Origin of the sequence: Bacillus cereus group sp. BfR-BA-01441 (assembly GCF_022663075.1) — a bacterium.
Classification (GTDB): Bacteria; Bacillota; Bacilli; order Bacillales; family Bacillaceae_G; genus Bacillus_A; species Bacillus_A cereus.
This window is the reverse complement of record NZ_JAKUEU010000042.1, coordinates 12,626-31,311: the sequence shown is the minus strand read 5'-3', so window position 1 is coordinate 31,311 and position 18,686 is coordinate 12,626. Positions and strand designations below refer to the sequence as shown.

The following is an 18,686-nucleotide window of genomic DNA, read 5'->3' as shown; positions in this document are numbered from 1 at the left end:
TAAAGAAATGCCAATTTTCTTATTTTCATGACTTGTAAATTAAAGAGAATAAGCGTAATAATTTTGGACATGTATAATAGAAATTATGAAAGCAGGTGTTATTTTGCGAGAAATTAGAATTCTTATAGCGGATGATGAAAAAGAAATTAGAGATTTATTAAAAAAATATATGGAGCGAGAATTATATAAGGTTGATGTTGCTATAGATGGCGAGCACGCTCTTTCGTTATTTAATAAAAATAAATATGATCTGTTTATATTAGATCTTATGATGCCAAAAATTGATGGGATTGAGGTCTGCAGAAAATTAAGAGAAAAAACGAATGTTCCTATTCTAATGCTCACTGCTAAAAATCATGAAACTGATAAGATATTAGGTTTAAGTATGGGCGCAGATGATTATATTACAAAACCTTTTAGTATAAATGAGGTAGTAGCTAGAGTTAAAGCTCTTATGAGGAGATTTTTAGTTTTAGGAAGTGAAGCAGGGGATAGAGAACAAACACGTATAGAGTTTAAAGAAATCTCAATTGATCTGAAAAAATATACTGTTTTCAAAGAGGGGGAAGAGATTCCTTTAACTGCAAAAGAGATGGAACTACTAAGGTTTTTTGCTTCAAATCCAGAGCAAGTGTTTACAAAATCTCAGTTGTTCCGTAATGTTTGGGGGGACAACTATTTAGAAGATGATAATACTGTCATGGTCCATATTCGAAAACTTAGAAAAAAAATAGAAGTGGATCCCTCTAATCCTCAATTAATACAAACAGTTTGGGGAATAGGATATAAGTTTGTAGGTGACCAAAATGTATAACGATAAAATTATCTTACTTAATATTCTTCAATTATTATGTATTATAGGACTTTTTTTTACAGATTTAAATAATCAGCTATTAGGAATAAATAAACTTGTTTTGTACATAGTACTATTTTTCTTTACGACTTTTCTCTTACTTATAAGGTTTCACTTCGTTAATCGTTTGAAAATAATGATTGAGGGGTTACAACGTGTAATTAAAGGGAATTTAACAACAAGGTTAATTGTAAATGAAGATAATGTATTTAATAAAATGATATTTTCTGTGAATGAATTAATTGAACAGTTAGAGAGAGTTCAAATCGAATCCATTAAAGCTCAAAATGCGAGAAAAAGGCTCTTATCAAGTATTTCTCATGATATCAGAACTCCTCTTACATCTATTATAGGATATATTGATGCTTTAAAAGATGATATAGCTGTTTCTCGAGAAGAAAAAAAAGAGTATCTTGAAATTATTTCAAAAAAATCCAGCAACTTAAAGCAATTAATCAATGAAATATTTAATATGGCAAAGCTAGATGCAGATGAAGTTTTAATAAATCCTGAATCTCTAGAGTTAACTGAAATTACCAGAGAAGTATTAATTGAGTATTTGCCTGAAATCAAGAAGAATAATTTGGAGTTAAAGCTTAGTTTACCAAAAACAAAATGTTTTATCACGGCTGATTATCTAAGTATTATAAGAATTATAGATAACCTAATAAAAAATGCTATTATATATGGGAAAGAAGGAAAAGTACTTGGGATAGAACTCATGGAATCAAATCAGGAATTCCAATTGCTTGTTTGGGATAAAGGACAGGGAATCGCGGAACATGATTTAGATCATGTATTTGAACGAATGTATCGTGGTGACCAATCAAGAAATTCTATTAATGGAGGTAGCGGATTAGGGCTTGCTATTGCTAAATCATTAGTAGAAAAAAACCAGGGCAGGATATGGGTTGAAAGTAGTCCATGGAATAAAACAGTTTTTGGTATCTCTTTTCCAAAAACAGAAAAGGTTTAATAAATATAGATAATATATGGTTTAAATTAAAATTTGTCCCAAACAATGTATTGACACTCCCACTGCTAAAGCCACAATCTGACTCGTTTTATTACCAAACGAGTCAGATTGTGAGTTCTCAAATGTGTTTTAGCGTCTTGTGCTTGACGACTCAATACATTTTACGGAGTAGAAGAATTTGTTACTCCAACCTCCTATGTATTCTGTTTTCAGAGAACAAGGTTGTTTTAGAGACTTTTACTTGTCTATTATGAAAATGATACCATTTCAAATTCTTGATGTACAGAACGTACCTTCGGTGTTTTATTTGTACACCGCATTTGAGCCCACTCTTATCCCACCCCTAAAGTGGGCGTTATCGCACCGTAGTGGGCTTTCCTGTTTGGAAAATCTGTAATTTGAAATTGACATCAATCTAAGTTGTAACTATAATAGTTACAGTTTGTTTCGTGAACTAATTCGAACTTCTTTGTTAATGATAGTATATTTTCATTCCTTTTTAAGTGTGACAGTTAGCAACTAACTATAATTCAATAGAGGATTAAATTCTATCTCATATTTAAAGAGTAGATAAGTTGTACCATCCAAATTTACGATGTGCAAATACTTAAAAAAACTACATTTTTCAACTGATCCTTTTTGGAATCCTCAGTATTGAAAACTGTAAACATCCACAAAAAGTTAATAAGATTGTTGTATGTAGAAAGAAATCTTTTAAAAAGGTCATAATATGGATAATAGGTAGCACACATTTTAATTAGTAGGACTTGTGCTACCATTAAGCCATTTTTTAATAAAAGTATAGAAAAAATCTAGAAGGTGAGTCCATTGCGTAAACATGTATATGTGCAATTTTATGTATTGATATTGGCTTTAATAACTTATATAAGCTTTTGCTTTATATTTTTATTTGTTTTTCCGAATCATTATTTCGTATCAGATTTTAATATCCGATTATCATCTTTAGTCGTTGAAACTACTGTATTTATCTCATTACTGTATTCTATATTATCCAAAAAAATTAAGTTAGGAGTATTCTGGGTTTGCATTACTATTGCAATAGGGTGCTTTTTGATAGGGAATTTCATATCCGCTTTTCAAGTACTTAATGTAGAATTACCAATACAAAATTTTAATATTTCTGATGTGTTCCTACTGTTTTTCTTATTTTTCTTTCTCTTTGCGTTCTTTTATAAAATCATGATGGAATGTAATAAATGGGAGAAAGCATATTTACTTTGTGATTTATGTATTGTTGTTACTGCTATTTTTACATTAGAGTGGTATTTATTTAATAAACCTACTGCAAATATCTTATTCTTATCAATTGGAGATGTTTTTCTCTCATTTATTTTTCCGATTATAGATTTATTGCTTCTATTGCTTGGAGTTACCCTAATCTTTCGACCCGCTATTTTCAATGCAAAAAGTAAATTGTTTATTTTTATCCTAGTATTAACTGGATTGGCTATTACGGACTACTTGTATTTCTACTTACAAGATGATTTGTCAGACCGTTCAGTTATATTATTAAGGTGCTTGTATAGAGTTTTCCTATTATGTATCGCTATTGCTGCTACAATCCCAAAGGATGCTTCTTCTAAAAGAAATTATTTTATTATAAACCCGATATTTGGAAAGAAACTCCTTGTCATATTCCCTTATCTTGCAGTTGCAGTCTTAATTGGTTTTACTTTGAAAGAGCAAACATCTTCGGCTACATTGATTACGGGGAATTGTATTGCTTTTGTATTTGTACTGATTCGTCATACAATTGTACGAATGCAAAACAAAGATTTAACCGAGACCTTAAAAGTGTTTAATAATCAATTAGAACAAACAGTATCTCAAAGAACAAGGGATTTAATAAACAAATCTAATGATTTGGTAAAAAATCAAGAGAGATTTAAGTCATTATATGAGTATCATCCGGATCCTATTTTAACGATTGATCCAAACGGTATTGTATTAAATATAAACCAGTCTGGAAGTACGTTATTAGGAGAAGACAGTGCTGCATTAATAGGGAAAGAGTGTTTCTCTATTTTTTTAGATGAAGATAAATCTGAATTGGAGGCGGCTATAAAGAAGGGGAAACGATGTAGTTCGTCTTCGTTACAGTTACGTGTAAAAAATAACAATGAGAAGGACATACATTTTTGGTATGTCACTATTGTTCCTATTATGATAGAAGGACAAACTTTTGGAAGTTATGTAATGGTAAAAGACATAACGAGGATGAAACAGCAACAGGATGAGATAAATTATCTAGCATTCCATGATACGATAACGGAGATTGGAAATCGAACATTCTTCCAACAAGAATTAGATAGATCCATTAAGCATGCACAAAAATCACAGGATAAGTTTGGGCTCCTGTATATTGATTTAAACCGCTTTAAGACTATTAATGATACACTGGGCCATTCGATTGGTGACAAGGTTTTAAAAGAAGTGGCCAAACGTTTTAGGATATGTCTGTTATCGACTATTCCTCTAGCAAGAATAGGTGGTGATGAGTTTGCGATCATTGTCCATAACCGAACAGAGCAACAGTTATTGGATTTATGTGAAACTCTATTTCGTATAACTGAAGAACCATTTGTAGTTAATCAACATAGTTTTTACTTAACTCTTAGTATAGGAATAGCAGTGTATCCGTTTGGAGGAATAAATACTACTACACTTTTACAACACGCTGATATCGCTATGTATAGTGCAAAAGAAAAAGGTAATAATGCTGTTTGCATGTATGACGAGACATTATCAAAAAAAATAACAAGACGATTGCGATTAGAACAGGATTTACCGAATGCATTAGAAAATAATGAGTTGTTTTTATTATATCAACCACAAGTTGACAGTAAGACGGGGATGGTTATTGGTGCAGAGGCTTTAATACGTTGGCAACATCCAGAGCTAGGGATGATTTCACCTTTTGAGTTTATACCTATCGCAGAAGAAACGTCGCAGATTATTTCAATTGGGCAATGGACGTTACAGGAAGCGTGTCGACAACTGAAAGAATGGCATTCAGCGGGCTATGCAAATCTAAAGATGGGGATAAACTTATCAGCTATAGAGTTTGAACAGAAAGGTTTTGTTCAAACAATCATATCTACCATAGAAGAAGTAGGGGTACCTGCTAGTTCGATTGATTTGGAATTAACAGAGAGAATAGCGATGGTAGATGAAAAAGAAACCTTATCGAAGTTAAAAGCATTAAAATCATATGGTGTACATTTATCAATTGATGATTTTGGTACAGGATATTCTTCATTAGCATATCTTCCTTTGTATCCAATTGATACTTTGAAAATTCCAAGAGAATTTGTTAATAGGATCGGGACTTCTACGGATGGAAATGAAATTATACAAACCATTATTTCACTAGCACATACTTTAAATATGAAAGTGATCGCAGAAGGGGTAGAAACGAAAGAACAATTAACAGTGTTACAGCGTAATGCATGTTATCTAATTCAGGGGTATTACTACAGTAAACCTGTAAATGAAGATGAATTTATCGATTTTTTAAGTACAATGCAAAATGAATAAGTGAAAAAATCAGTATATGTATGAAATAAAAAGTTTACATTCAAAAAATGATAATAACAGTTTGATTATTTAAGGTAAATTTAAGATTGTTTTTGTAGATATTCTTAATTTACATATTATAATTACGATATTGATTTGTATTTATGGAGGATGTTATAGAATGAACTACAAAAAGGGTATTATGATAGGTCTATTATGTGTATTTGTGTTTTCATTAGGTGGCTGTGATTTTTGGGACGGATTTAAAAGTGGATTCAATACTAAAATTGAAAAAGTAGAAAATCAGGAGAAAAAATAAAATTTTTATAGATGTTTTAAAGAAAAAAGACGACTTATTTAATGTCGTCTTTTGTTTTTATTGAAAGTAAACTTCTATTCAAAAGTTTACTTTGGAAGTTTTATAAAAATATCAGTCTGTTTTGAGATATTGGTAGAACGGTGATTTTTAAAAAATAAGCCTCTTTTGTTATGAGACAAATTCATTATTGGATAGCAACCTATACACAAATATGGGACGTTAATATATTGTATCCAAATAGGTAATTTTAGGAGGTAAAAAAATGTATGATAATGATGGATATTACAATCTAAATTATTATTACGATAACTATTATGATCGTCCGATTCTTCCGATGCCTGGTGGAACATCTTATCCACTTCCAATACCTGTTCCAGGAGGGAGTACGACTTATCCAACACAATATCCTGGTGGTGGGGGAGGATTGCAACAAGGTTCTCCGTCACCACCATCGGCTTTAGTGCAAAAATATCATTATTTGAAAACTAATCCAGCAGCATTGGAAGCAGAAATGAAAAAACCAAGACCGCATACGTATGGATGTGGTGGAAAGTGGACTTTTGTTTTAACAGGAAGTCCGACTGGTAATGAATTGTTCCTTATGTATGTGATGTCAACATCTGGTGGTTATACTTCTGGTTATATATACCCTTATGGTACAGTTGCAAATTTCCCAACATCTCAAGTGCTTTGGTACTTGTGTTAGAAAGATATGCAGGAATTTCTTATTTAAGAAATTCCTTTTGTTTTTTGTTAATACTAATCTAGGAAAGCACCTATTAATAACAAATAAAATTCTATGTTTTTAGATAAATAAATGATTTGTATTTCATTGATTATTTACGATAGCAATGAATAAAATATGAAAGTCGCTATTGTTAATTCGAATATTTAAATGGTATTAGAAATAACAGGATAATTACATGTGTTGGTCAATCAAAACGGGCCTAGCGAAGCGAAGGGAGTATTTGACTTGACCAACTGGACTATACCAGAATCCTCTCGGCATTGAACAAACTATTGTTTGTTCCTGCCAACCGGCGAGGGAGCCCCTCAAGGAATTGAGGGGGTTGGGGAGTTTGAATGAGGGGGTCTGGGGAAGAGTTCCCCAGTGGGTTTAGGCAAAGCCCAAGGTTTTGTTTTTGCCACGTAAAACGTGGCTCGGCAAAGCTGAAAAGCGTTGCAGACCCCTATTGATTTTGAGGCGTTAGTGTCAAAATCGATAGTGTGAAGTTTATGTAAATGATTACGGATAATTATAATTACTAAGCAAAATTAAACTATCTTACAAATGCTAAAAAGCCTTTTCTAATGGATTTAGTGCCTTATGTAGAATTTAAAACAAATATTCTTGTAGAACGAGTAAATGAAGAAAATGAATTTGATTCTGAATGCTACTCCTAGTTATTTAGCAAAAGAATTTAAGACAGATCTTCAAGGTTTTTAATAATGATAAATTCTTTAATGGAAAAAGGAGTATTGGCCGTTTTGGAATCTGGAATGATAATAGAAGATGGACGTATTTGTACGAGTCGTACATGGTTTGTAAATCCTAATATTATGTGTTTTTTTCATTGGATGGTCTAATCGTGTCGCGAAACAATGTACTGACCTTTATGTGTTAAATAGCACTAAAGCACCAGCAATCCTAATCGAACTTGGATTCATCGATCCCGATCCCGATATGGCTAAATGGGATGTAGATAATATTTCTAATTCCATCTTATATGCATTGACTGGACAAACCGTTGGAGGTAGCCAACCCCACCAACCCCACCACCTAATCAAAAACGTAATGTTGTAGGAGCATTAAATTCACTTAAGATGATTGTAAACTTAAACCTTAAAAGTGATGGGTGCATTTATCCTGTAACCGAGCCAACAAGTGATTCCAAATTGAAAGGATTCACTGATTATCTTGACCGCAAAGGCTGGGTATATGCAGTTAAGTAAAAATAAGAGCCGTCATTTGACGGCTTTTTTTATTTTGCATCAATAATATTAATAAATTTTAACGTCATATTATTGTAAAATGCATCCGTACAAATTATAGATTTATTCAGCGGATCAATATCAACGACGGTCATATAGTTAGTAAGTAAAAAACCACCTTCGTAAAATGTAATCATTATTTCTTCTTCAGAAAGCAACGAACATAATAGCATGTTCTCAATAAGTTCTTGTTCATCCTGGGTTAATGTAGGTCGTTCCACCTTCGCCTTTTCTTTAATAATTTCACGGATACCAGCGAATTGCTCCGGCATCGCAGCGAACGGTGTCCATTTTACCATTCCTCTTCCTTTTGGCATATTAGCGTTGTTCATGCTTTATGTCCCCCTAACAGTGTGTTTCTGTATCTTGCTGTGGCATTATTTGTATAGGAAATTCCTCTTAATATGCTATTTTTTCCAAACTTTTTACGTATTTCGTCCATTGCCTTTGTTAGTTTTATTTCTTTTTCTCGCTGTATGATGTTATCAAAAAGAGAGATTTGTTCTTCTCCTTCAAGAATGAGGTTTGTTAGGGAAATAGTAATACTCCTAATGGGTTCTCCAGTATATTGTTGATGTAGAAAATATATACAAACTTGATAAATGTCCATGGTTAAATTGGTTGGACGGTTTAAAGTATGCGTTTTTCTGAAACCACCTGAATAACTTTTACTATAGCCAACTGAAAAATGAACGGTTTGAGCAAGTTTGTTTTGTTGTCTCAATCGATAACAAACCTCTTCGGTATGTTCCAGTAGGATAATTGGAAATTCCTCTATTGTATAATCACGCATTAAAATTTGGCTTTTTCCCACAGAAGTTGTAACCGGAATATATTTTTCTGAAATACGACTAAGGTCAATTCCATTGCTATGTAAGTGTAAATCTTCTCCAATCACGCCGAAGCTTTGTTTTAAATATTTAAGAGGGTAATTAGCTAGATCTCCAATTGAATGTATTCCTTTTCGATTTAACTTTATTTCAGTTTTACTTGAAATCCCCCAAAACTTACTAAGTGGCCGTATGCTCCATAATTTTGTAGGTACATCTTCGTATTTCCAATACGCAATTCCGTCTTTATTTTTCTTTGCTTCAATATCTAAAGCTACCTTACTCATTAATAGGTTAGGAGCAATCCCAATCGTGCATTCAATTCTTGTATGTTCATATACTTCACGTTTAAACTGTAAGGCAAATTCATATGGGTCTCGGGCAAATAGATGGATGCTATCAGTAATATCCATAAAAAATTCATCGATGCTGTATTGATGAAAGTCCTCAATAGGAACATACTGTAGAGCTAACTTTGTTATGTAATTGGAGCACTTAATATAAGTTCCCATTATTGGATTCACAATAAGAATGTCTTTTTGACGAGGGATTTCATATAGTCTTGCCATTTTCTTTATCCCCATTGCTTTTAATGGTGGAGTTGCGGCTAAGACAATGGAGCCATTCCTATTCACATCACCGACTACAGCTAATTTTGTATGAAGTGGATCGAAGCCCAATTTAATACAACTAACTGAAGCGTAAAAACTTCGAAGGTCAACACATAAGATGATTCTATTCGGCAAAATTGAATAGTCATACACCATAATTCCTCCTAACTTAAAGAACGTTTGTTCTTATTATACACGAACTTACGTTCTTTCATAAGGTAGTTTTTGAAAAAATATTTAATTATATAAAGTAGAAATACGTAGTATGAAAGAGAGTAGGAAATGGCTAGTATTATTGAAATTTCTAGGATATAAACAGTGTTTTTAATAGTAGGTAGTACAGGGGGACAATGATGAGAGGAAATTGATTTTAAGATTTTCCAAGTATTTGAAAGGTAATTATTGACTGTAATTTATCATTTTAGCCAAGAAGACTCCTTTCTCAAGGAACGCGAAGTGAGTAGGTGGGAGATGAATTGGCTAAAATGATAAAAAAAGCAAAAAGAACTTGTAGGAATCACTACAAGTTCTTTTTAGATAATATAAAAAGGTGAAAAAAACTATCACATTCCTCGTAACAGGGAGACGATCTCACTTAAGGTTTGGTTTTATTATATAACAATTTCAACATAAGGAGTTTTGATGCGTAAAAATTATGTGAATTCGCAAATGGAATTTCATCTTTACTCCTTAAAAATTCCACTTATTCATTTTCCACCCTTAAATCAAAGTTGAAAAGATTAACAATATTTGCTAAAAGGTTAAAATAACATTATTATAATGTAATATACAGTAATTCATATGGTGAAAAGGTAAAAAAATTTACATATCACTTATTGAACGTTTAGCCGATGATTAGTGGAGTAAGGTAAATAACAAAATACATTTAATATATGATTCTTTCCGTAGCATAAGACACGCAGTTAAGACTTTTGATAGAAGCAGAGTGCGAATAATGAAAAAGGCGCTCACTTTTGGGTGACACTAATCCACTTGAAATGTTAGGGGATTGTATAAATACTAAAGCCAAAAAGTGATCTGTAATGAATAACGAAGAGGCTTACGCAAAGTTATATGAGAATGTATGTGCGAAGGGAAAGGATAACGTTTATAGGAGGAAGTATGAGGGCTCAATTCAATATATGTAACGGGGGAATAATATTATGAAATTTAATACGAAATTATTAAAGAAATTACTGTTATTAAGTGTAACGTCTGTATCAATTTTCAGTGCCTGCTCTGCAAAGGAAGATGGGGATTACAAGCCATATAAGAAACAAGACTCTATAGAAGTTGCAAAGGGAGAAGAGGAGGAGAAGTCCAATCCGCCAAAGGTCGAAGAGAAGAGGTCCAATCCCTCTAAGGTTGAAGAGGGTACAGAAGAACCTAAGAAGAAAAAAAAGGTACAACAAGTGGAGGAATCTAAGAATAAAGATGAGGAAATTAATGACAAATATCCGCATTATAAAGATGTACATGAGGACGCATCAACAGTATCACTAGAACAGTATAATCAAATCAAGGTTGGAATGTCTGCGGACAAAGTCATAGAGATAGCAGGAAAGCCTGGATCCAGCGAAACAACTAAATTGTTCTCTATCTACATATATTTAGGTCACGGTGGACACGGTTCGATGACTATAAAGTTTGATTCTAATAGAAATGTAACGAACAAAGAGCAAGATGGTCTTAGCAATACTGCAGTTAAAGATGAGAAGGCTAGCAAAGAACATGAAGACCCTAATCCTGAATCTGTTAAGAAATCTAGTGCTATAATTCCAAACGATTTTTGCGGACATGGACATGACGAAACGAAGGAGCTAGCGCACGACTGTGAAAAAATTACTGATAAGAAGGCATATAGAAGATATCAACTACAACAAAAGAGAGAAGAGCGAAAAAGACAAATTAGGGGCGAAGAACAGGAATTAATTGATTACGATCAGGGGGATGCAGCTTACAAGGAGCAGCAGCGTATATACGAAGAAATACAACGTAGAACAGAAGAAAGGGAATCGATTGACTACGATTACGATCAAGCTAGAGCGGTTAACAAAGAAAGGCAGCGTATGTACGAAGAAATACAAGAGTGAGATGAAGAAAAAGAGTGTAAAGTGTAAACTAAAAAAGCTAAATGGTACGAGGAGTACATTTCATAGATAGGAATTTGAATTATTGAAAAATCAAAATATGGAAGAGTAAATAAAAGACGCTAGTTGGCGTCTTTTATTTATCATTATTAGTAAAACTTCACTGGTGATTACTATTAATATTAAAATATCTGATCTTGGAATTAACTTATTAGATGATGCTATTGATTGTATAACATCTGACAAATGACTAAAGATAATAAAAAAATTCTTGATACAAAAATCTAAATTGTATAATATATAGGTATAGTGTTATTCGTTGAATTCCGTTTATTCCCACGCCTTATGTGTTGTGGTTGAGTTGCAGAAGCAAGTTGTGTTCTTGTTTCAATTTTGAAAGGGCTTCTTTGAGCTGATTAGTGCATATATAGCTTATTTTGTTATGCACATTTTTAATCGACTTGAAGAAGTCCTTTTTATGTTGTTTTCAAGTTGCAGGTGGGATTATTTATGATTCATAACATAACAAGATGAAAAGAGATAATGTTTGAATAGTATTATTTGATCCAAAGAGTAATCTAAAGTGCCGAATGATATATTTACTGATATAGATAAGTTAGCGGAGAGTACGATTGAAGAACTACGATTTTAATCATGTGAAGGTAGTTTATACAGGGGAAAAGGAAGAACTAAGTGATAGGAATACTTGGATCTTCCTTTTTTATTGCAACTAGAGATTTAGAATGAATGATTATACATATAAAAATGATTTAGCGGAAAAATTTCATTTAATTTAAATTAATAGAAGAAAAAGGAAAAAACAAATTCATAAAGGGCTAGTTTAAGTACGATTCATTTGCATAATTGAGAGGGGAAATGTATTGGTGAAACGTCTTGTTTCTTGCTGACCAAGGGAATGCAGAATGATTAGTAAAGAGTAAGAGCGTATTACTACTCTCACAAAGGAAATTACATTAGAAAAGGGTCTGTCAGTGTTTACAATTTATTTGTTACATCGTTCTAAAAGAATTTGGATGGAGAAGTAAATGCTAAGTGAGAACATGAATAACATTTCTAGAACTTGAACAATTGTGCTTTTTGTTAATAGTGAAAATCAGAAGTAGAAGAGGCACAACCGTTAGAGTGGACTGCAAAAGTGACAGAAAGAGAACAAGGACTAACATTATTTATAAAGATATCTAATAAGAAGTGCTATCGGATTTATACAGAAGGAGGGATAATACCAGAAAATATATGAATGTATATAAAATTTGAGGTGAATCCACCTAATTTCTATACATTAGTTGAATCAAATAATAGATGACTAGGGAGTGTATAACATCCATTTCCCAGTTAAATTTTCTTAGATAAATAGCATGAAATATAGTATGTTCTCATTCATTTTTATAAGGATAAAATATCTTTATATTTTTATAAAAATGAGTGAAACAGAACGATTCACCACATAAGAATATTCGTCTATAATGAAACACTGTACGTCATTGTAATATTAAGATGTTTTAAGATTAAAGTGATTATTAGTCATAAAATATGAGTTTCGAGACCTCAGCAAAATATTGCAATGCTTTATATACATGAGATTGTAAAAATTATTTTATTAAAATTACTGGAGGCTGATGAAATATGATAATAGATCATATAAGCAACAATGTAGTAAAAAAATTGGAACAAACGGTGCGCTATGAAAAGAAACAGGTACAGGTATTACGTGTAAGTAAAAGTAGTTCTAATATGCACGCTTACATGATTTTCCCAGAATTCTCAGAGGTTAAAATTTCAAATACCGAACTGGATGAATATATAGAAAATCTTTCAACAAGTCTGAAATATGTAATTGACCGCAAGTTAAATCAGCAAGAAATTGAAAAACAAAATCATTCTTTCATTATGACGTGCGCAGTTGAGGAAGATGGTGTTATAGATGATGAAACGATTCATTTTAATACGACGTATGTTAAGCCACCTACACTTGCGAGTAAGGTATTTAAGCTAGTGTGCGGTTTAGGAAATCGTTTGAATAGCTTAAAGGAGTTACATATAACAGTATTAAATAATAATATTAATCGAATTGAAATAGAGTTTTATAATGAAAATGAAACATATGTAGCAGTAGAAAAAGAAGAAATTGCAAATGCGATTATGGGGGCATATACAAAAGCCAATATCTATTATTCCGCAGATCTCCGTTATGTTGCAGAAGGAAATGAAATCAAATTAAAGAGCATAAAGCCAAAATTAGCGGGTGATGTGTTGTGAAGCGAGAAAAAGGGATGATTGGAGTTTTATGTATATTTGTTTTTATGATTCTAGTACTCATACCTTTACATACAGCTCATGCATCTGTAAAAGTGGATTTTAATGAATGGAAAGGAAATGATGTTTCTTCATCTTTTAAAGAAGGATTAAACAATCGAACAAAAACGAAAGAGAAAGACGATTCATTTGGGTCATCAATTATACAAAAAGTTGAGGGTATGTATGCACCAGCTTTTAAAGTAGGGGTAAATATCTTTTCTATCTCTTTCATATTAGGTGTTATTGTCATGGTTATGGCGTTAATTACAAAGAATGGTCAATGGATGAAATGGGCAACGGGGAGTATGATTTTCTCGTTCGTTAGTATGATGGCAATGAGATTAAGTGTATATTTCTTATTTAGTTCGGATGTATTTTCGTTTATGAACATTTTTACAGATTTTTTAGACCTGTTTAAATCAACAGCACTTATTTTTACACCCTTTATGTTAATTGCAGGAATTCGTTTACGAAGAATTCATGAGAGTACAAAACAACCTGAGTATTATCGCTGGTCTAATCGCGTTATAACGGGATCTTGTTTACTATGTATGTTAGCCGTACTGGCTCCATGGTTATTTGCGAATATGTAAAGAAATATATATAGAGACAAAAGGTACTGAATGTTCATTCAGTATCTTTTATCAACCCATCTGATTTTTTCTTTCGTATTCTACAAATATTTCCTCTGATATAGGGGATAATTCGTTCAATTTTTAATTGTTTTTTGTTGTAAAGGATTTCCTTTTGTAGAATGAACACTCCTTGTAGTAGAGCTGGTATGCCTACAAAACAGACGAGGAAGATAGAAACTAAAATAATATTTTACTTAGAAAAGTATTTCTCATGTTTAAAAATGACTTAATTTATTTTGAAAGGATTGCATGTTTTGAAAAGAAATCAAGAATATGCCGCTTTACGAAATTCTATCTTGATAGGTTGGCTGCTCACAATTATCACTATGGGCCTATCTATCTATTTTTCTTCTATTGTATATTTACTAATTGGATGTTTCATTTTGTCATTAAAATACGGATTAATGGGCACTATAAAGAATGTAGAAAAGCGTTTGCCAACTTGGGCTAATTTTGGAGTAATTGAAAAGCCAGTGAATCGGAGGGTGACAAGACCGTTTCAATTTCGGGGCGGACTCATTGTTTCATTAGCATTAGGATTTATAGAGATGGTGATAAAAGGTTTATGTATCTCATATTATATTTTAGGATTAGAAACTCATGTATATCGTTTAATGCGTAGAAACACAAGAGTGTGAAAGGAAGGCTTATATTATGAAAGTACTAATATTTGAATTAATTCTAATTGTGCTTCTGATACCGATTAATATTATGGTAAAAAAACATGCACCAAAATGGAAAGGGAAAGCCGGGGAAAAGATGGTAAAACGTATATTAAGCAAATTAGATCACGAAAGGTATCGGGTGTTACATGATGTGACGGTTTATACAGAGTATGGTGATACAACTCAAATTGACCATATTGTAATCGCGGAAACAGGTATATTTATTATAGAGACGAAGAACTATGAGGGCCGGATCTATGGAAGTGAGAAGGCAGCAAGATGGGCACAAGGTATTTTTAGAAAGAAACACTCTTTTCAAAATCCATTTCGACAAAACTATAAACACATGAAAGCAATTGAATGGGTGATGGATCAACAGCTGCCATGTATTTCTATTGCAGCGTTTCATTCAAAATGCAGTCTAAAAAGAGTAAATGTTCATTCTAAACATAAACATGTCCTATATTATAACGATCTAAAAAAATGTGTCGAATCCTATACAGACCTGCAACTTACAAATGACGAGGTTAATTATATTTATCAAACTATGTTGCGAGCAAAGATTACGGATAAGGATATTGAAAAGAAACATGTGAATTATTTACAGAATAAGTTCGCTGAACAATAAGAAATGGAGAAAGAGAGATGTTATATGTAATAGGGTTTTTAGTAATCTCCATAGTAGCTATTCGTCTTAACATGAAGTATTACAAGTTAAAAGGAGAACCAAAGGATTTTGTGAAACTAGTAAATAAATAGTTGTCGGGCTGAATTGACTTTAACGTATGGAAATAGATATACTTTGGATCTCCAACTTAGTAGAACACGCGATCACTAAGCTACTTATACGTTTATGAAGCGATTGATCAAAGATTTTGGAGAAACAACAGTTCTCACAACAGACAGGGCTTCAGCCTTACTTTGTGCGTTCAAAAAACTGAAAAAGAACGACCTTTATAAGCGTACAAAACATTGCACCGTTAAGTATCTTAATAACCTGATTGAACAGGGTCATCGACATATAAAACGTCGCTTTACCAAATCTTCTGGATCCCAAAACATTCGTCATGCTTCACGTACCTTGAAAGGTATTGAAACCATTCATGCTATATATAAACGAAAACGAAGTTTGCAACAACCAAAGTTCGTTTTTTCGACGTATAATGAATTACAACAATTACTAACGATTTCTTGAACTACTCACCACTTAACGTCCTAACGGACTGTTTGAAGTGGGAGATTCCTGGGAACACCGATGTATCCACCAGTTATCTTAGCAGGCTCTACCCGTAGTCCCTACGGTGAGAACATAAGTATCTTGTACGTTGGCGCACCACACTCCCTACTTTAGCTTGGTTTTCGCAACTTCGGCAAGTATGGGGCGATAGAACGTTGAAGATTTTACGGTTGCGACGTTTTTCTGCAACCAACCTTATATCTTCAGTTTTCGAAGAGCAATCTGTACAAGTAAATGATAGCAAATATGTTGGCTTATGCCAACCGACATTCATCTCCCACCTAAAATTGGTGTTTCACACCTTCACATTTTTGAGGAAGGAGTCTTCTGTCGGAAAACGATAAAAATTCTTTTTGATCAATGTTTGAGAAAAAGTTTTAATCAATCTTTTTTTATGAAAATCAAATTAACAATTAAAATAAAGACAGTCATTTTGAACAAAGATTGATCGAAATGGCTGTTTTTCCTTTTCCACAAAATAAGGCTAAATCCAATATTTTTAATCAAACTTTATTTTAAAGCTAAATTAGGTCGTTCTTTATCAGTTTATAAGGTTAGGGGAGGTTCATAGTATTTGGTCTACTTCTCGTATTAATAGCTTTGTATATTAACTGTTGGTTAATTTCAATCGAATGTTTTCTCCTTTATATTATAAAAGCTTCTTCTATTTTGGTAACTTTAAGTGTGAAAATACTTTTAACAGATATCTAAATTTACCCAAATGCTAAATGGATAGAATATGATACATTCTTCAATTGTAGATTTTGTCGTTTATTGTCGGAATAAAAAGTTTTAAAAAATTGGATATTCGCTGGATATTTAATTGTAAATTTTGGTATAATCATTCATGTGGTTAAATTCAGATGGATTACACTATTTTGTATGTTTAATTTAGAGTGAAAATTAAGTTTTTTCCTTCGTTTAGAAATAATGGATAATTAATTCTAAACGAAGGAAATATATGGTTGGTAGTTTTATAGAAAGAAAGGAGGGTAAATGGATCAACTTACTCCGACAAATGAAATATTTAAGAGCAAATGAGAAAATAGAAGGTGCATTTTATCTATTTATTTTTATAATATAAAATAAATATATAATCAACTGAAAACCACTTGTAGAAAAATACGGAATTAGATATGGGCAGCATTGGAACTTCTAGAAACAAAGATTTGAATGTAATGTATTTGTATTCAATAAAAATAAGTATAGTCTTGCTTTTATGAAGTTAGATAACTAGTAAACTAAGAAATTTCCAAATAGGAAAAATCAAATAAAAAGATTGGAGAGTAAATATGTATAGAACGTTTATGCAATCAAAAATTCATTGTGCACGTGTAACCGAATCAAATCTTAATTACGTTGGAAGTATCACCATAGATCGTGAAATTATTGATGCACTGGGAATTTTACCTAATGAAAAAGTACAAATTGTAAATAATAATAATGGAGCACGTTTTGAAACTTATGTTATTCCTGGGCCACCTGGGGAAAAAGATATATGCTTAAATGGTGCTGCAGCAAGACTTGTGCAAAAAGGGGATGTAGTAATAATAATATCTTATGCTCAAGTTCATCAAGATGAGTTAGGTAAATTTCGCTCACATATAGCAATAATGGATGAGGATAATAATATTGTTAGAATTATAAATGAAGAATTAGCGAATAGCGTGGTATAAGAAGTGCAATTAAAAAAAGAAGTTTATCGTGTTGATTCTATTTATAAGGAATTTAAAAAAGGAAAGAAAGTTGCCAACTCTGATGTTTCTTTTACGATACACCAAGGGGAGATTTTTGGATTACTAGGGCCAAATGGTGCAGGTAAATCAACTCTAATTAAACAAATGGTAGGACAATTAAAACCAACTAAAGGAAAGATTTATTTATATGGTCAAGATGTTTTACAAGATAGTTATTATGTAATGAACAATGTAGCATATTATTCTCAAGAAACATTTGCCTTACATAAATTAAAGGTTTATGAGGCAATTTATTTTACTGCCATGCTAAGAGGTGTTAAAAATCAGGAAGCCAGAAATGAAACTGAGGAACTACTAGAACTATTGGACTTAACTAAATTACGGAATATGTATGTGAAAAATTTATCAGGTGGTCAAAGAAGAATGGTTGGTTTTGCTACTTGCCTTACAGGTAAACTACCAATACTCATATTAGATGAGCCAACTAATGATTTAGATCCGGTTAAGCGAAATATGGTATGGAACTTGCTTCAAAAAAAGAATCGTGAGGAAGGTACAACTATTATTTTAGTAACACACAACCTACTAGAAGCGGAAAAAATAGTTGATCGTATCGCTGTTATTAATCGTGGTAAAGTGATTGCTGTTGATTATGTATGGCGATTAAAGCAGAGTGTAGATCAACGATATAAGTTAGAAATATCCTCTATGTTTGAGGAAGGAGATAAACTGAAAACAAATATGTCGAAATATGGGGAGATACAAATCCTAACTGAAAATCGTTTTAGAGTGTTGATTCCAAATGAAAAATTAAAAAGTGTTATAGGTGAAATTATTCAATATTTAGAAGTAGTAAGGTGTGAAGAGTATCGAATTATACCACCAAGCCTTGAAGATGTTTATTTACATTATGAGGGAAGAGACTAAT

General features: G+C 32.3%; 14 protein-coding genes and 3 pseudogenes. 15 read left to right on the top strand and 2 right to left on the bottom strand.

All coding sequences use genetic code 11. From position 1 onward, the window contains the following. Positions 1–103 precede the first annotated feature (103 nt). From MR107_RS17865 to MR107_RS17840, 7 genes and pseudogenes are all read left to right on the top strand, one after another. Positions 104–814, top strand: coding sequence for a response regulator transcription factor (locus MR107_RS17865; protein ID WP_088322311.1), 711 nt, complete (start codon positions 104–106; stop codon positions 812–814). Further along, complete coding sequence (locus tag MR107_RS17860) at positions 807–1,829, top strand: sensor histidine kinase (RefSeq protein ID WP_166696144.1); 1,023 nt, start codon at positions 807–809, stop codon at positions 1,827–1,829. The genes MR107_RS17865 and MR107_RS17860 overlap by 8 nt, the downstream gene beginning before the upstream one ends. Before the next feature lie 828 nt (positions 1,830–2,657). Next, complete coding sequence (locus tag MR107_RS17855) at positions 2,658–5,387, top strand: sensor domain-containing protein (protein ID WP_242292573.1); 2,730 nt, start codon at positions 2,658–2,660, stop codon at positions 5,385–5,387. 160 nt (positions 5,388–5,547) lie between these two features. Continuing rightward, entirely contained in the window at positions 5,548–5,685 is a 138-nt protein-coding gene (locus MR107_RS17850) for a hypothetical protein (protein WP_166695583.1), read from the top strand. A 262-nt stretch (positions 5,686–5,947) separates the two neighbouring features. Beyond that, positions 5,948–6,391 (top strand): hypothetical protein, encoded by a 444-nt coding sequence (locus tag MR107_RS17845; protein WP_166695584.1) that lies wholly within the window; start codon positions 5,948–5,950, stop codon positions 6,389–6,391. 536 nt (positions 6,392–6,927) lie between these two features. Next, positions 6,928–7,251 (top strand): annotated as a pseudogene (locus MR107_RS32015) (MarR family transcriptional regulator); the annotation flags it as partial. A gap of 7 nt (positions 7,252–7,258) precedes the next feature. Further along, positions 7,259–7,638: pseudogene (locus tag MR107_RS17840) on the top strand (N-acetylmuramoyl-L-alanine amidase C-terminal domain-containing protein); the annotation flags it as partial. Between the two features lie 29 nt (positions 7,639–7,667). Here MR107_RS17840 and MR107_RS17835 read toward each other — a convergent pair. Together MR107_RS17835 and MR107_RS17830 are read right to left on the bottom strand one after the other, a co-directional pair. Continuing rightward, positions 7,668–8,009, bottom strand: coding sequence for a YolD-like family protein (locus tag MR107_RS17835; protein WP_001057802.1), 342 nt, complete (start codon positions 8,007–8,009; stop codon positions 7,668–7,670). After that, positions 8,006–9,274 (bottom strand): Y-family DNA polymerase, encoded by a 1,269-nt coding sequence (locus tag MR107_RS17830; RefSeq protein WP_140159268.1) that lies wholly within the window; start codon positions 9,272–9,274, stop codon positions 8,006–8,008. The genes MR107_RS17835 and MR107_RS17830 overlap by 4 nt, the downstream gene beginning before the upstream one ends. A 1,007-nt stretch (positions 9,275–10,281) precedes the next feature. Between MR107_RS17830 and bamE the strand changes: the two genes are divergently transcribed. From bamE to MR107_RS17785, 8 genes and pseudogenes are all read left to right on the top strand, one after another. Continuing rightward, on the top strand, positions 10,282–11,211 hold the full coding sequence (gene bamE, locus MR107_RS17825) for an outer membrane protein assembly factor BamE domain-containing protein (protein WP_086389212.1): 930 nt from the start codon (positions 10,282–10,284) through the stop codon (positions 11,209–11,211). 1,641 nt (positions 11,212–12,852) lie between these two features. Then, the gene (locus tag MR107_RS17820; protein WP_000582596.1) at positions 12,853–13,485 is read left to right on the top strand and encodes a hypothetical protein; all 633 of its coding nucleotides are present in this window, start codon (positions 12,853–12,855) and stop codon (positions 13,483–13,485) included. Continuing rightward, complete coding sequence (locus MR107_RS17815; RefSeq protein WP_242292572.1) at positions 13,482–14,117, top strand: hypothetical protein; 636 nt, start codon at positions 13,482–13,484, stop codon at positions 14,115–14,117. Before MR107_RS17820 ends, MR107_RS17815 begins: the two co-directional genes overlap by 4 nt. A 296-nt stretch (positions 14,118–14,413) precedes the next feature. Continuing rightward, positions 14,414–14,797, top strand: a complete 384-nt coding sequence (locus tag MR107_RS17805) for a hypothetical protein (protein WP_088363876.1) — start codon at positions 14,414–14,416, stop codon at positions 14,795–14,797. A gap of 16 nt (positions 14,798–14,813) precedes the next feature. Continuing rightward, complete coding sequence (locus MR107_RS17800) at positions 14,814–15,452, top strand: nuclease-related domain-containing protein (protein ID WP_242292571.1); 639 nt, start codon at positions 14,814–14,816, stop codon at positions 15,450–15,452. Positions 15,453–15,620: 168 nt separating this feature from the next. Further along, positions 15,621–16,019: pseudogene (locus tag MR107_RS17795) on the top strand (DDE-type integrase/transposase/recombinase); the annotation flags it as partial. A gap of 1,334 nt (positions 16,020–17,353) precedes the next feature. Continuing rightward, complete coding sequence (gene panD, locus MR107_RS17790; protein WP_061664666.1) at positions 17,354–17,737, top strand: aspartate 1-decarboxylase; 384 nt, start codon at positions 17,354–17,356, stop codon at positions 17,735–17,737. Positions 17,738–17,740: 3 nt separating this feature from the next. Next, the gene (locus tag MR107_RS17785) at positions 17,741–18,685 is read left to right on the top strand and encodes an ABC transporter ATP-binding protein (RefSeq protein ID WP_088021252.1); all 945 of its coding nucleotides are present in this window, start codon (positions 17,741–17,743) and stop codon (positions 18,683–18,685) included. The last annotated feature ends 1 nt before the right edge of the window (position 18,686 follow it).